Here is a 14,609-nt window from a genome sequence, read left to right as displayed (position 1 = left end):
AGTTATTAGTTATTAGTTATTAGTTATTAGTTATTAGTTATTAGTTATTAGTTATTAGTTATTAGTTATTAGTTATTAGTAATTGGTAATTGGTAATGAGAAGTCAAAAGTTAAAAGTTAAAACATTCTTTCTGACTAATGACTAATGACCAATGACTAATGACTAATGACCAATGACCAATGACCAATGACCAATGACCAATGACCAATGACTAATGACTAATGACTGCTGACTAATTACCATTCGGGTTTACTTTCTATCAAAAGAGTAGCTGCAATAGTATCTATCGGCTTTGAAAAAAAGTATCCCTGTCCGTATTCGCATTGCAGCGCTCTGAGCAAATTAAGCTGTTCGATGGTTTCGATTCCTTCAGCAATTACATCCATGCCTAAATGACTGGCTAAAATTAAAATAGTCTGTACGATGGCTTCGTTTCCTTCATCTTCAGTCATGCGGCTGACAAAAGCTCGATCGATCTTTAAAGCGTCAGTTGGAAAAGTGTGCAGGCGGCTCAAAGAAGAATAGCCTGTGCCGAAATCGTCAATGTATAATTGAACTTCTAAATTTTTCAATTGGGCGAGGGTAGCGGCTGCCGATTCGGCATTGTCCATGATTACGCCTTCAGTAATTTCTAATTTTAAGCTGCGGGGGTCAAGCTGAGTTTCGTGTAAAATTTCGCTGATGCGATCGATTAAATCCGGCTGTTTGAATTGTTCGTTAGAAAGGTTGACGCTGACAGTCAAGGGTGGATTTATGGGGAATTTTTGGTGCCACTGGTGGATCTGACGGCAAGCCGATCGCATCATCCACCAACCAATCGGTACAATCAATCTGGTTTCTTCCGCGACTAAAATAAACTCGCCTGGAGATACTAAACCCCGCAGCGGGTGATACCACCGCAGCAGCGCTTCAAAACCGCAGATTTTACCGCTGGTTAGAGAGACGATGGGCTGGTAGTAAAGCCGAAATTCCTGGGAGTCGAGAGCGCGCCGCAAATCGTTTTCCAGTTGCAAAAGAGCGACGGCGCGAGTGTGCATACTTAAGTCAAAAACTTCGTGGCGAGCTTTCCCCAATCCCTTAGCGTGATACATGGCCGCATCTGCATCTCGCAGCAGTTCTTCTGGTCGATCGTACAACATTTGGAAGGGGACTTTGGGAACAGGAGACTCGGAAGAGAAGCAAGACAAAGAAATTGGTCGATCGACATTTCCCAAATTTCCAGAGTCCGACAGTTCGCTGCTTTCGGTTGGCTGCGGAGGCAAACCAGAACAAACAATGCCAATGCTAGCACTGCTAAAAACTTGATATTCGTTGAGGTAAAAAGGCTCTGCCAGTTCCGCTTGCACTCGTTCGGCAATTTGGATTGCATCCTCAGTATTTTTGATATTTTCCAGCAAAATAGCGAATTCGTCGCCGCCGAGACGGGCAACGGTATCTCCAGTACGCAAACAGGTTTCCAGGCGCTGCGCGATCGCGATCAGCAAGCGATCGCCCACTAAATGCCCCAAACTGTCGTTCACAACCTTAAAGCGGTCGAGATCGATAAACAGCACCGCAAACAAAACTTCGGGACGGCGTTTTGAAAGCTCGATCGCGTGTCCCAAGCGATCCAGAAATAAAGCTCGGTTGGGCAAACCCGTCAGCGTATCGTGCAAAGCATCGTGCAGTAACTTCTCTTCTGCTATTTTGCGGAGGGTGATATCTTCAACAGTGCCTTCGTAGTAAAGCAAATTGTCGCCTTCCTGGTCGCGAACCGCCCGGCCGTTCTCGGAAACCCAGATGGTGGTGCCGTCAGCGCGGTACACTTGGGACTCGAACTCCGACACACAACCGTGCTTTTCGATCGCGCGCAAAAACTCGACGCGGCGGCTGGGATCGAGGTAGAGTTGGCGGTCTATGTTGTGGATGTTTGCGATCAGTTCCGGGGCCGAGGAGTAGCCGTAAATTCTCGCCAAAGCAGGGTTAGCGCTGAGGTAGCGCCCGTCGGGAGTTGTCTGGAAAATTCCCTCGATCGCGTTTTCAAAGATGCTGCGGTATTTTTCCTCAGCTTGTTGCAGCGCGAATTCAGCCTGTTTGCGATCGCTGATATCGGTTAGCGTGCCGAGAAAGCCCAGAACATCCCCGCTAGTGGCAATTTCCGGCACTGCTTGCCAAAATACCCAGGTTGTGGTGTCGCCGTTGCAAAAGCGGTACTCTAACTTACAAGGCAACTTCTCTGTGACAGCGCCATACCACTGGCTCAAAACGATTTCGCGGTCTTCGGGATGCAAACTCTCCGTCCAACCTTCGCCAAGTGCCTGCGGTGCCGACAGTCCCGCCATCTCCAAAAATCGCTCGTTGACGTAAAAACAATCTCCAGCCGCGTCAGCGCGGAAAATCCCGACTGGCAGGATTTTTGCCAGGGTGTAATAGCGATATTCGCTTTCTAACAGGGCGCTGTCAGCTACTTTAGTCTCCGTGATGTCAAACATCGCGCCTTGAAGGATGACGGACTTGCTTGCTGCGTCGCGAACTGCGATGGCTCGATCGCGGAACCAGACGACTCGACCGTTGCGGGCGATCGCGCGGTATTCTGAAACCAGCGGCGCGTCGCCAAAGATATCTTCTCCGTCGCTAAATTTTTGTGTGGCGTTTTCCACCAACACGCGATCGCGGTCTTCTGGGTGAACGAGCTTCAGCCACAACTCGGGGTCTGCCCTCCATTCAGCTACAGAATAACCCAGAAAAGTCTCGATTTGCGGGCTGATGTAAAGTTTGCCAGCGCTGCGGTTGAGGGGAGAAATGTAGGTAACAGCCGGCATTTGTTCTACAAGGGCGCAGTATTTCGCTTCTACGGTGCACAGCGCTGCTTCTAGGCGCTGCCGCTCTAATTCCGCCGCAGCCCGTGCGGCAAAGATTCTGAGAATTAGTCGGAATTTAGTTATAGATGCTTCTATCAGAGGTCGATCGTCGAAAATACAAATAATGCCTAAAGGTTCGCCGTAAGAGTTTTTGAGCAGGGTTCCTAGGAAACTGCGCGCACCCGCAACTACGGCCCTGCGGTCTTGCGGGAAGGCTTCCACCAGGCCGTCCGGACAGGAGTACATTGCCTGCTCGAACACCAGGGTTTCGGGAGTGTTGGCGGTGTCGCACTCAAAATTTGGCTGCCGCTGTCCGCCGCTCCAAAAACTGATAACTTGTAATTTATCGGGAATTGCATCGCTGCGTTCGATCGACTTAATCGACTTGGCCGCCAAGGCGCTGCGAACTCCCAGCGCACAGGCCAACTGGCGAACTAAGGTATCAAAGAATTCTGCTCCTCCCGGCGCATCAGTACCTGCTAGGATGTGGGCGAGCAAATCTTCATCTAATTCCGGGGAATCGCTGACAGCGGCTTGGTTGCTCGCCTGCGGGAGAGAGGGATTTTGGGTCATCTCTCCCTCCACGCTCAAACTTGCGGTTTTGCTGGTGGAATCCCCGACAACAGGTGAAGAATTCCCTGTTGGGCGCTGTTGCTGGGGGAATAATAGAGCGCGGACAATACCTAAAATTTTACGCAAGAATCTGTCAGCGACCGGCAGCAGATTTGAGTTGGGGAAAAGCAAAAAGTTTTTCTGAATTTTCAATTTTGCAGGTAAATCGCCGTTTAATTCTGACAACTGTCGCTGCTCTTCGGCGGGCGGCAGACTGGGAGGCCTTCGCTGCAATTTGAGATAAATCGCTCCGGCAAAAGCTAAAGTCGCCGATAATCCTAGAAGGTATGCAAGAATCTCAAAGTAAAAAAATAAATCTCGATCGAACATTGATTAATACCGCTCGACAATTATAGTAGTTATCTGAAGCCAATCTATTTATTAAAAATAACTAAGTATTGTCACTAATGGGTAGCGCGGACAAGGTAGGATCGCAGTGAAGCCGACAAGAGAGTTAATACCACGCTATGAAAGCGATCGTTTTTGAAACGCCCGGAAGCGCGTCCGTATTGAGACTGCAAGATATCTCCCCCCCTACTATACAAACAGAAACTGAAGTTTTGGTGCGGTTGCGGGCGGCGGGAGTCAATCCGATAGATACTAAGTTGCGATCGCGCGGCACTTTTTATCCAGAGAAAAGTCCTCACGTTTTGGGGTGCGACGGTGCTGGAGTTGTAGAGGCTGTAGGTGCTGCGGTGCAAAGTTTCCAGGTGGGAGACGAGGTTTTTTTCTGCAACGGCGGTTTGGGCGGGTTGATGGGTACTTATGCTGAATTTGCCGTTGTAGATGAACGTTTCCTCGCCATCAAGCCTGCTGCTTTAAGTTTTGCTGAGGCGGCGGCTGCACCGTTAGTTTTAATTACAGCATGGGAATCGCTGTACGATCGCGGGCGGTTGCAAGCTGGCCAAAAAGTATTGATCCAAGCTGGTGCCGGCGGTGTCGGCCACGTCGCGATACAGTTAGCTTCGTTGCAAGGCGCTGAGGTTTGCACTACTGTTAGTTCCGAAGCCAAAGCCGAATTTTGTCGATTTTTGGGTGCCGATTCAGTTATTTTGTACAAAAATACCGATGTTGTCGATGAGGTTTTGACTTGGACTAAAGGACAAGGAGTTGACTTGGCTTTCGATACAGTCGGGGGAGAAACTTTTTATCAAACTGTTCCGGCTGTGAAGATTTATGGCGATTTAGTAACAATTTTGGAACCAGATCCGGCCTTGGGAAATTTGAAAACAGCGAGGATGCGAAATCTACGAATTAGTCTGGAATTAATGTTAACTCCGATGCTGCAAGGTTTGGTGGAGGAACAGCAACAGCAGGCTCGTATTTTGCAGCAGTGCGCTGGTTTGTGCGATCGTAATTTGCTCAAAATTCACGTCAGCCAAACTTTCTCCATCGAAGAAGCTCGAGCTGCACATGAGTTGTTAGAAACAGGCTCAGTAACAGGTAAAATAGTTTTACTCATTTCCTGACAGTTGACTATCAAATCCGGTAGTATCGGAATGATTGAACCGCGAAGACGCAAAGAGCGCGAAGTCAGAGAAAGAAGTTGTGGCGGTTGCTATATGACTGGGTGATATCGTTTCTGGTTGGATCGGAATGATTTAACCACAGAGAACACAGAGAACACAGAGAGATTAGAGAGAAATGAATACTGGACGAGTTAGAGAGGAATTGATATGAAATTGTTTTTGATTCCTCTCTAACTCGCTCCCGTCGGGTGCCAGTCTCTGCGGCAGTCGTTTCCAACTGCCCAGACTTTTTTAAGTGGTATATTCCGCATTAATTTTCACGTAGTCGTAACTCAAATCGCATCCCCAAGCTTTGGCAAAACCGCCGCCATTCCCGACACTCACCTGAATTAAAACTGTGTCTCCCTTCAAATATTCACCGCCCGCGGCGGCTTTCATATAATTACTCGCAGCAGATTTGTCGAACTCTTTGGGTTGGCCGTTTTCCATCATCAAAAAATCTCCCAATTGAATCCGCAAATTTTCTTGTTGGAAAGGTACGCCAGCGCGCCCCGCAGCAGCAGCAATTCTGCCCCAATTCGGATCGCGTCCGAAAATAGCAGCTTTCACTAAAGAAGAACCGACTATTGTTTTGGCAATTTTACTGGCAGAAACTTCGTCGGCGGCGCCGCTAACTTGCACTTCTACCAAACAAGTTGCACCTTCGCCGTCGCGGGCGATCGCCTTTGCTAAATGCACGCAAACTTCTGTCAGCATCGCTTCTAATTTTTCAGCCTCCGGGCCCATTTCTGTAATCGCCGGCGTGCGAGATTGGCCGTTGGCTAAAGCAATTAGCGAATCGTTGGTACTGGTATCGCCGTCAACAGTAATTTGATTGAAACTTCTGTCAGCCGCCCGACTCACCATTTCTTGCCACAAATGCGAGGATACTGCTGCATCGCAAGTTACAAATGCTAGCATTGTTGCCATGTTCGGGTGAATCATTCCCGAACCTTTGCAAATGCCGCCGATTCGCACGGGCCGATCGCCAAACACGGTTTCCAGGGCGATCGTTTTCGGCACTAAATCAGTCGTACAAATAGCTTTCGCCGCCGCATCGGAACCAGTTTCGGAGGCTTCAGCAACTAATTGCGGAATTCCGGCCCTCAGCGGCTCCATTTTAATCCGCTGTCCGATCACGCCAGTGGAAGCCAAAAGAATCGATTCAGGAGAAATATTCAGCGCTTCTCCCAACAATTTTGCACTTTCGAGGGCATCTGCCAAACCTTGTTCCCCGGTAGCGGCATTTGCTTGTCCGGCATTGCACAAAATTGCTTTGGCGCTGGGTTTTGCTTGCAAGCGCCCGCGGCAGTAGTCCACGCAAGCGGCCCGGACGGTGGATGTGGTGAAGACTCCTGCGGCGATCGCCTCTACCTCTGACAAAATTAAGCTTAAATCCGGCAAGCCTGAAGGCTTTAAGCCCGCTGTAATTCCCGATGCTCGATATCCTTTGGGTGCTGTAACTCCGCCGTCAATTACTTTCCAGTCCGACATGATGACCTCCCTAGTAGCCTTCCATCTGCTGACAAGGGATTATATCATTTTAGATTTTAGATTTTAGATTTTAGATTGGAGATTTTCAGGGTGTCTCGTTTGTAGTTTTCTGGTTCCCCGGATGTGCGTGGAAATTCAGTTAAGCAAGGCTCAACCCGACTTTTTGTATTTAACCAACCCAACAAAATTAATCGCGACTTCCTCTATCGATATCGAATCAAGAAGAAGTCGCGACGGTTTTTTAACTGTCATGATTAATTTTTAGCGGGCAAACAACAAACTCGATTCAACTGTCTCGCCGCTGAAAAAACGAGTTATTTGCGATCGGCACTCGCCTCTCTACCAGTATCTAAACCAACTTCAGCAGCCGCACGGCTCAGCATGGATTCCTGACGATTTTTGACGAGGTGTTGCTTGTGCGTCATCAGGCTGCGGGCTTTTTCTCGAGCAGACATAACTGGTTTCTCCAAATGCTAGGTAATAGGTTTGCGGGCCGTTGGGGAAATTGAGCTGGCCTTAGCTCATGGTGGCGTTGCTGCGATCGTAGCTGGCTCGAAGGCTTGGCTGTGCTTTGCCTTGAATGTGGCCCCAGTAGTGGGTATCTTCCATCCCTACTTCGCTAGCGGTGCGGTTGAGCATGGATTGCTGCCGGTTCTTCACCATCTGGTGGTGGCGCATCATCAGAGAGCGGGCTTGATTTTCGGTAGACATATCCGGTTCCTCCGTATTTTGGGATTTAATTTTGGGCTGTTTTTTTCTTTCTTTTATCACTATAACAGATAATTCTGTATCTAATGCTACCGAATGGCAATTGTCACCAAACTTTACAATTGACTTCCGATCGAGAGTGCAGCCTCAAGCAGCAATTGGCAGTTTTTGCCAACATTTGCCATATTTGAACCCAGGCTTGATGCCCGATCAATCTTGGCGAGCTCATCCAACCAAACTCTAGAATATTGCTAGATCGGTTTGCTTGTAGATAGATCCGCAACAGTGAGTATGTCAAACTGTAAAAAGTTAAATCACTCAAAGTCTGGTCAAAAGTAACCAGGACTTAAGCCAGTAATGGCTCAAAGCATTGAGAATTCCTAATCTTACCGAAAATTTGGCACTGAGAACAGAAAATGGCTTTGATTTTGACATTTTTGGGCAAAGGCGGCACTGGCCGCAGTATGATCGCGATCGCAACAGCTAAAAAATACGCGGCTCAAGGCAAGCGAGTTCTGCTGCTCGGCCAAGATCCGGGCCCTGCATTGGGTATTCTGCTAGGAGTTCCCCTGACTGTCGAGCCCGTGGAAATCGCCCCCAACCTCAAAGCAGTTCAGGTGCAAAGCGCGCCGCTGCTAGAACGCAGGTGGGACGAAGTTAAAAAACTGGAAGCTCAATATGTCCGCACCCCGTTTTTCAAACAGATTTACGGCCAAGAATTGGGGGTGTTACCGGGAATGGACAGCGCCCTGGCGTTGAACGAACTTCGGCAATACGAGGACAGCAAACAATACGATGTAATTGTATATGACGGAAGCGGCGGTATGGATACCCTGCGGATGCTGGGAATGCCAGAAATTTTGAGCTGGTACATCCGCCGCTTCCGCCAAGCTTTGGTGGATTCGGATTTGGGCAAAGCTTTGTCGCCTTTTATTCAACCGGTTGTCAGTACCGTGTTGACGGTGGATATATCGGGAGACAATGCTTTTCAATCTACCAAGCAAGTCGATAATCTGTTGGATAAGGGTAAGGAAGCGCTGGCAGATCCGAACCGCACGGCGGCTTTTTTGGTGACGACTGGGGATGCAAGTGCGATCGCCACAGCCCGCTATCTTTGGGGAAGTTCTCAACAAGTTGGTTTGACAGTCGGCGGTGTAATTGTCAATCAAGCAGCGGTTACAGAAACAGTTGCTGCTGCTTTCGATCCTTTAACGGCTGTTTCGGTGCCGGCACACAGCGACAGTAACTGGCAGCCCTTAATTGATGCTTTGCCAGATTTTTCTGAGGTCAAAAATTCTCCTAAACCGATTAACATAAACACTGCACAGCGTCAAGTTAGTTTGTTTTTGCCTGGGTTTGACAAGAAAGAAATTAAATTGATTCAATCCGGGCCGGAAGTGACGATCGAAGCGGGAGATCAGCGCCGCAATATTTTGGTTCCTCCGGCGCTGGTTGGCAAGTCTGTCACTGGTGCTAAGTTCCAAAACGGTTACTTGATTGTTTCTTTTTAGGGTAAGAAACAAGCTCGTTTGTAGTAGGGAATTTAGTCCTTATTAGCTAATCTCATATAGCGGTTCTCAAGAAAGTGAGGTATGTCATATACCCTAAGCCCAGCGGCACCTCATCTTTCTGAGAAATGCTATAGTTTTTCTTGATATTTTTAATTTTTAACCGCAGATGAAGGCAGATTAACGCAGATTAACGCAGATAAGACTCTCGTTCCCAGGCTCTGCCCGAGCACGCATTTCTAGAGGCTCTGCCTCGATTTTAGCGGTTTTTTGTGTCTAATTTCTCAGCAACCGCAAACCGCTCAATGTTACCAAAACTGTAGAGCCTTCGTGACCGACTACACCTAAAGGCATGGTGATATTTCCTAAAAAGTTAGCCGCCAATAACAGGATAATGCAACTGAGTGCAAAAATAATGTTTTGTTTGACAACATTTTGAGCGCGGCGGCCTAAACTAATTGCTTTACCTAGTTGTTCTAGTTTATCTGCCATTAATACGATATCGGCAGTTTCTAAAGCGACATCGCTACCGGAAATTCCCATCGCAATTCCCACGGAAGCTTGAGCGAGGGCGGGTGCGTCGTTGATGCCGTCTCCTACCATTGCGACGGTTTGATACTGGGTTTGCAGCTTTTTAATTAGGTGCACTTTGTCTTCCGGCAAAAGTTCGGCGTACACTTCCTTAATGCCTAGTTGTTGGGCGATGTATTGAGCGGTTTGTTCGTTGTCGCCTGTCAGCATTATGATATGTTCTACGCCTAAATTTTGCAAGCGTTTTACTGTGGCTGCTGCTTCCGGGCGGACTGTATCTGCGACTGCAATGATGCCCAAAAGTTCATCGCCCTTTGCTACCCAAACAACTGTTTTTCCCTCTGCTTGTAATTGTTGGCTGATGTGAGTCAACTCCGAAGTTGCTCGCACAAAATCGGCTTTACCAATGGTAATCGTTTGATTGTTAACTTTGCCGACAATGCCGCGGCCGATTTTTGCTTGTACGCCGATCGCACTTGACAACGGTAACTGTTGCTGCTGGGCGGCGCTGACAATTGCTTGGGCGATCGCGTGTTCGGAATGAGTTTCGAGGGCTGCTGCCAATTGCAGAACTTCTGTTTCAGTATATCCGGTTGCTGGTACAATTTTGATAACTTCAGGTTTTCCTGCGGTGAGAGTTCCGGTTTTGTCAAAGGCGATCGCCCGAACTTTACCAATTATCTCCAATTGCGCGCCGCTTTTAAACAAAATTCCCTGTTTCGCGCCGTTAGCCATACCCGAAAGCAGCGCCGGCATAATCGAAGCCATCAGCGCGCAGGGGGATGCGACTACTAGGAAAATCAGCGCTCGATAGATGGTATCTTCCCAATTCCAGTTTAAAACAAAAGGCGGCAAAATTGCCAGCAACAAGCCTAAACCGACAATTAATTTAGCATAACCGCGCTCGAACTTTTCCACAAATTGCTGAGAAGGAGGCGCTTCTGTTTGTGCTTGTTGTACCAGCCGAATCACTCGCTGAATCAAACTGCTTTCGGGAGTTTTGTGAACTTCCAATTGTAGCGCGCCGGCACCGTTAATCGTGCCTGCAAAGACTTCATCGCCAGCAACTTTTTCCACGGGCATCGATTCGCCGGTAATCGAGGCTTGGTTGAGACTGCTGTAGCCTTCAATAATTATCGCATCTGTAGGAATAATTTCTCCGGGCTTGACTAAAAGCCGATCGCCAATTGCCAATTTGTCGATCGCCACCAACCGTTCCCCATCGTACATTATCACCCTAGCAGTATCCGCCGTCAAACTCATCAAACTGCGGATGCTGCGTTCAGTCCGCTGCATAGCATAACCTTCCAGCGCCCCGCTAATTGCAAAAATTAAAATGAGCACCGCACCGTCAACAATTAAATGATATTCTTGCCGCCACAGTCCCAAACCAGCCGCGCCCAAAGCTGCAACAATCATCAATAAATCTACATCTAATTCATGTTCTTGAAAAAGCGCAGTCAAGCCTTCGCGGGTGCTGGAATAGCCGCCGATTACGTAAGCAGCGGGCAAAATTAACACCGCTAAGCCCAGCCAACCGAGTTGTAGGGCGGATCGAGCCCAAAATTACCAGAATTCCGCACAGGGCGGCAGTCACAGCATCTGGATGTTCTTCGGCGAGGCGCGACAGGCGCGAGGTGGGGAGGGAATTGGGAGTCATGGGAAAATTTGACTTGGTAGAATGACTCCTGCATCGTAAACCTTGACATTAATGTTAATGTCAAGCTTTTGGTCTAAATTCCCTGCGGGTAGGGAAACGGCACTGCCGTTTCCTGTATTTTCTAGAATTGAAAACCCCTATAAACTGTCGGTAAAGTCGATCGCGCTCAAAACAAGTTCTACCCTGGTATCTATCCCAATCTGGAAATCAATTCATCAGCCGATAACTGAGGCAATTGTTCCAACAACAATGTCAACTCTGCGACAGGTAAAGCCAACAAATTAGCAACCAGTGTAGGTAAACTATCGCCAAATTCATTTAACCGCAGTGCCAAGATATTTTCTGCTAACAATCTCACCGCTTCTTGCCTGCCTCCAGCATCCACCGCTAGCATAGATATCGCCAGTAAAATTACCGTAAACTCGGCAGCAGGTATCCTGGACACGGGAGAGAGAAACGCTATCATCAACGAGTCTAGTTCTCCAAATCTCACTCGCAGAAAGTTCTCTAAAATTAAGCGCTGTTGTTCTTGTCTTCCTTGTTCTAATCCTTGCTCTAATCCTTGTTCCTGTGCTGCTTGTAACTGTTCTTGAAAGAGAGGTGCGATAGTCATAATTAACTCCCGGTCTTCTGTTTCTATGGGCTGTTCTAAATTTGCTACTAAGTTTGATTGCAGTCGATACAGCAATTCTAACGCATTAGTTCGCAGGGGGTTGTCTGTAGCCAAGGCGATCAACTCGGCCACTGCTTTTTCCTGCACCTTTCCTCTGCCCAAAATCCTCAGCCACAAGGTTTCTGGAGTTTTTGGCAACTGATGGATTACCACAATTGCCGATCGCAAATATTCCCCCAAAAAATAGATACCGGGCATCCAATTGGGTTCGTTTGGTTGTGCGCGAAACCCGTTTAACAGCGATTCTGACGCTGTGGGAGTGAGAATCCACAATTTCGGAAAATCATTTTCGTTAAGTCGAATATTGTCTCTTCTGGCTTCTCGCTCTAATTCGCTCTGAATATCAAACAATTTGCTGATGCAACCTACAACTTCCCTGATAGTTGCAGGGTTGCGGAACGGTTCAAAAATTGCCGTCGCAGTTGCTAGTTGCCCCAGCAATCCTAAGTTTTTGATATGTTCTGGGACTGTGGCTTCATGAGTAAAGTAAACATCGATTTCTTGCACTTCGGAAGTGACATCGCGACCGATATTGACTGTTCCTAATGGAGACAGCATCTCTTCTAGGTATTCTTTGGCAAAGCGATCGTGAATTAATCGAGTCATTCGATTTTATATTTTAGATTTTGGATTCACTGCATTAGTTGATTTTATCATGCTTTAAAGCAATATTATGGAGTTTATGTAATTGAAAAATAGAAAAACTTACAAAACTTAAATTACTTTTTCTGGCAATATTGAAGTTATAAAAATTGAGTTTTTTCAACAATCAAACGCTATTAGATAAGAACATTAATTATAAAATTGCATAGTCCCGCGCCGGACACGGCAATGCCGTTTACCTACAGATATCGGATATAATTTAGAAGATTTAGTCCTAGTTTGCAGAATTGGTATGATGCAGCAACAATACCTGACAATCAAACAACTTACTGAAGCGGTAAAAGGCACAATTACGCCTCGGATGGTGCGGCATTATCACGCTTTGGGGCTGCTATCTCCGGCCGTGCGATCGACCTCTAACTACAGACTTTACACCCGCAGCGACGTGCAAAGACTTCAAAGAATAGTCGCACTCAAGCAACAAGGCTTTCAACTGTCTCACATTCGCAAATTGCTAGAAACTGACGCGGATGCTTCTCCTGACGCGCTGGTGACGGCTTTGCAACAGCAATATCTGTCGGTAATTCAGCAGATTGTTCGCCTCCGAGAAACGGCTTGTGCCCTCGAAGGATTGCTGGGGCGGGATCTTTCGTGTCAAGCGGTGCAAGCGGGCGCACTGGCGCAATTGAGGCTGTTGCAGGCGCAAACTGACGGGGAGTTGGGACAGTTGGAACAACTTTGGAATGGTTGGGATGCGGGGGCGCACACTCACCCGGAGGCGTTTGGAGAGTCGTTGCAGCATTTGTTGCCGGATTTGAGCGATCGCTCGGAAATTGAGGTAGACTTGCTTTCTAAACTGGTGTTAGCTTGCGGTGATTGTTCGCTGCTGCCGTTTGTGAAGTTGAGCGAAACGGCGATTAAATCGGCGCGGGAAGCTTTGAAAAATCAATGTCAAATTGTGGCTGACGTGCCGCCTGTGTTTGCGGCTTTGGATAACACAAGATTGGCGCATTTGGGAACAAGTATTGCAACTTTAATTGACGATCCGCACATCAATGCTGCGGCGGAAGCTGAACAGGAATTCTGGGCTGAGCGCGAGTGGTTTGAAAAGTTGTTGAAATTGGAAAAAGGCTGTATATTGGTGATAGGATATGCACCGTCTGTGCTGATGGCGGTGTGCGAGGCGATCGAGAACGGGCAACTGCAACCGGCTTTGGTGATTGGAATGCCGATCGGGTTTAGTCATTCTCCGGTGGCGAAACGGCGGTTAGTGCGATCGGGCGTTCCTTATATTACGACGGTGGGGACTTTTGGCGGCGGGTTGTTGGCGGCGGTGGCTTTGAATGCTTTGGTTGAGTCTTTGATTGAAAAGCCGAATTGTCACTGTCATCTCAAGTGAAGATGGGATTTAGGTTGGTTGTGGCTTAATTTGTATTTGGCTGGTTTATATCAATTCCGGTGCGCCGGATTGATATCAAATCCCCGCTTTATCGTCTGTCTTGGTAAAGTCGAGTCAAGCTGCGAACAAATATCAGGGCAGTTTTGAGTTTTTCGACTCACAATCAACAGTCATGTCTGAGTGCAAGCGGAATTGATATCATACCGGATTTAGTTTTATTCCAGTGAACTTGCACTTTGTTTCTATGCCCGATCGGGATTTATGGTTTTCTCGCTACATTGTCCGAGGCGAAAGCCTTCCAATAAAGGGTTTCAAGCCCTAGATGGGGTTTTAGGTATTTTGCGGCAGAAGCGCGGGCAAATTGACACATCGGGCATTGACGGTTTCAATCCCTGATAGGGTTTTAGGTATTTTGCGGCTAATGTCCTCACCGGCATAGTCATCAATGGATTCGCAGTGTTTCAATCCCTGATAGGGTTTTAGGTATTTTGCGGCGTGCTGAAATTATTGATTCAAGGCTATCTGAGTAGTTTCAATCCCTGATAGGGTTTTAGGTATTTTGCGGCAATGCTCGAATAGAAGCCCTAGAGCTTGCGCTTGTTTCAATCCCTGATAGGGTTTTAGGTATTTTGCGGCTTGATTACTATGCGATTTCGCAAGCTCTATTTAGGTTTCAATCCCTGATAGGGTTTTAGGTATTTTGCGGCATGTGTTTAATCCGCGATCTCAAAGCAATGAATGTTTCAATCCCTGATAGGGTTTTAGGTATTTTGCGGCTAGTTTCTAGCCATGTCTTGAGTTCCGCAAACGCTAAGTTTCAATCCCTGATAGGGTTTTAGGTATTTTGCGGCCAGAAAATGTCTACGCCGCAACTTTGGGAAAAATCGTTTCAATCCCTGATAGGGTTTTAGGTATTTTGCGGCGATCCAAACCACTCGTCAGCCTGATTTTGTCGATGCTCGTTTCAATCCCTGATAGGGTTTTAGGTATTTTGCGGCCGCATCAAAAAGTACATTGCCGAAAAAGAAGCCCTGGTTTCAATCCCTGATAGGGTTTTAGGTATTTTGCGGCA

9 protein-coding genes and 1 CRISPR repeat array are annotated in these 14,609 nt (G+C 47.5%); of the genes, 3 read left to right on the top strand and 6 right to left on the bottom strand.

Translation table 11 applies throughout. The features are described from left to right. Positions 1–237: 237 nt before the first annotated feature. Positions 238–3,783, bottom strand: a complete 3,546-nt coding sequence (locus tag WBA89_RS21475) for a sensor domain-containing protein (protein WP_424409313.1) — start codon at positions 3,781–3,783, stop codon at positions 238–240. Positions 3,784–3,920: 137 nt separating this feature from the next. On the opposite strand from WBA89_RS21475, the gene WBA89_RS21470 reads away from it, so the two are divergent. Further along, entirely contained in the window at positions 3,921–4,922 is a 1,002-nt protein-coding gene (locus WBA89_RS21470) for a zinc-dependent alcohol dehydrogenase family protein (RefSeq protein ID WP_424409311.1), read from the top strand. Between the two features lie 291 nt (positions 4,923–5,213). Here the strand turns inward: WBA89_RS21470 and argJ are convergent, their stop codons facing one another. The 3 genes from argJ to WBA89_RS21455 all read right to left on the bottom strand — a co-directional run bounded on the left by argJ (position 5,214) and on the right by WBA89_RS21455 (position 7,166). Then, on the bottom strand, positions 5,214–6,455 hold the full coding sequence (argJ, locus tag WBA89_RS21465) for a bifunctional ornithine acetyltransferase/N-acetylglutamate synthase (protein WP_424409310.1): 1,242 nt from the start codon (positions 6,453–6,455) through the stop codon (positions 5,214–5,216). Between the two features lie 314 nt (positions 6,456–6,769). Continuing rightward, positions 6,770–6,910, bottom strand: coding sequence for a hypothetical protein (locus tag WBA89_RS21460; protein ID WP_424409308.1), 141 nt, complete (start codon positions 6,908–6,910; stop codon positions 6,770–6,772). Positions 6,911–6,971: 61 nt separating this feature from the next. Further along, on the bottom strand, positions 6,972–7,166 hold the full coding sequence (locus tag WBA89_RS21455; protein WP_424409306.1) for a hypothetical protein: 195 nt from the start codon (positions 7,164–7,166) through the stop codon (positions 6,972–6,974). 413 nt (positions 7,167–7,579) lie between these two features. Between WBA89_RS21455 and WBA89_RS21450 the strand changes: the two genes are divergently transcribed. Beyond that, positions 7,580–8,674: an ArsA family ATPase gene (locus WBA89_RS21450; RefSeq protein ID WP_424409305.1), complete on the top strand. Its 1,095-nt coding sequence runs from the start codon at positions 7,580–7,582 to the stop codon at positions 8,672–8,674. A 273-nt stretch (positions 8,675–8,947) separates the two neighbouring features. Here the strand turns inward: WBA89_RS21450 and WBA89_RS21445 are convergent, their stop codons facing one another. Then, complete coding sequence (locus WBA89_RS21445) at positions 8,948–10,723, bottom strand: heavy metal translocating P-type ATPase (protein ID WP_424409304.1); 1,776 nt, start codon at positions 10,721–10,723, stop codon at positions 8,948–8,950. A gap of 329 nt (positions 10,724–11,052) precedes the next feature. After that, on the bottom strand, positions 11,053–12,141 hold the full coding sequence (locus tag WBA89_RS21440) for a flagellar assembly protein H (RefSeq protein WP_424409303.1): 1,089 nt from the start codon (positions 12,139–12,141) through the stop codon (positions 11,053–11,055). Positions 12,142–12,430: 289 nt separating this feature from the next. Here WBA89_RS21440 and WBA89_RS21435 point away from each other — a divergent pair, with 289 nt between their 5' ends. Next, positions 12,431–13,537, top strand: a complete 1,107-nt coding sequence (locus WBA89_RS21435; RefSeq protein WP_424409302.1) for a precorrin-8X methylmutase — start codon at positions 12,431–12,433, stop codon at positions 13,535–13,537. A gap of 382 nt (positions 13,538–13,919) precedes the next feature. Next, positions 13,920–14,608: direct repeats of the CRISPR family, unit length 37 nt; unit sequence GTTTCAATCCCTGATAGGGTTTTAGGTATTTTGCGGC. Between the last annotated feature and the right edge of the window lies 1 nt (position 14,609).

The organism is Microcoleus sp., from assembly GCF_049646505.1.
GTDB lineage: Bacteria > Cyanobacteriota > Cyanobacteriia > Cyanobacteriales > Microcoleaceae > Microcoleus.
Note: the sequence above shows the minus strand (reverse complement) of the source record. Positions and strands in the feature narration are given on the sequence as shown.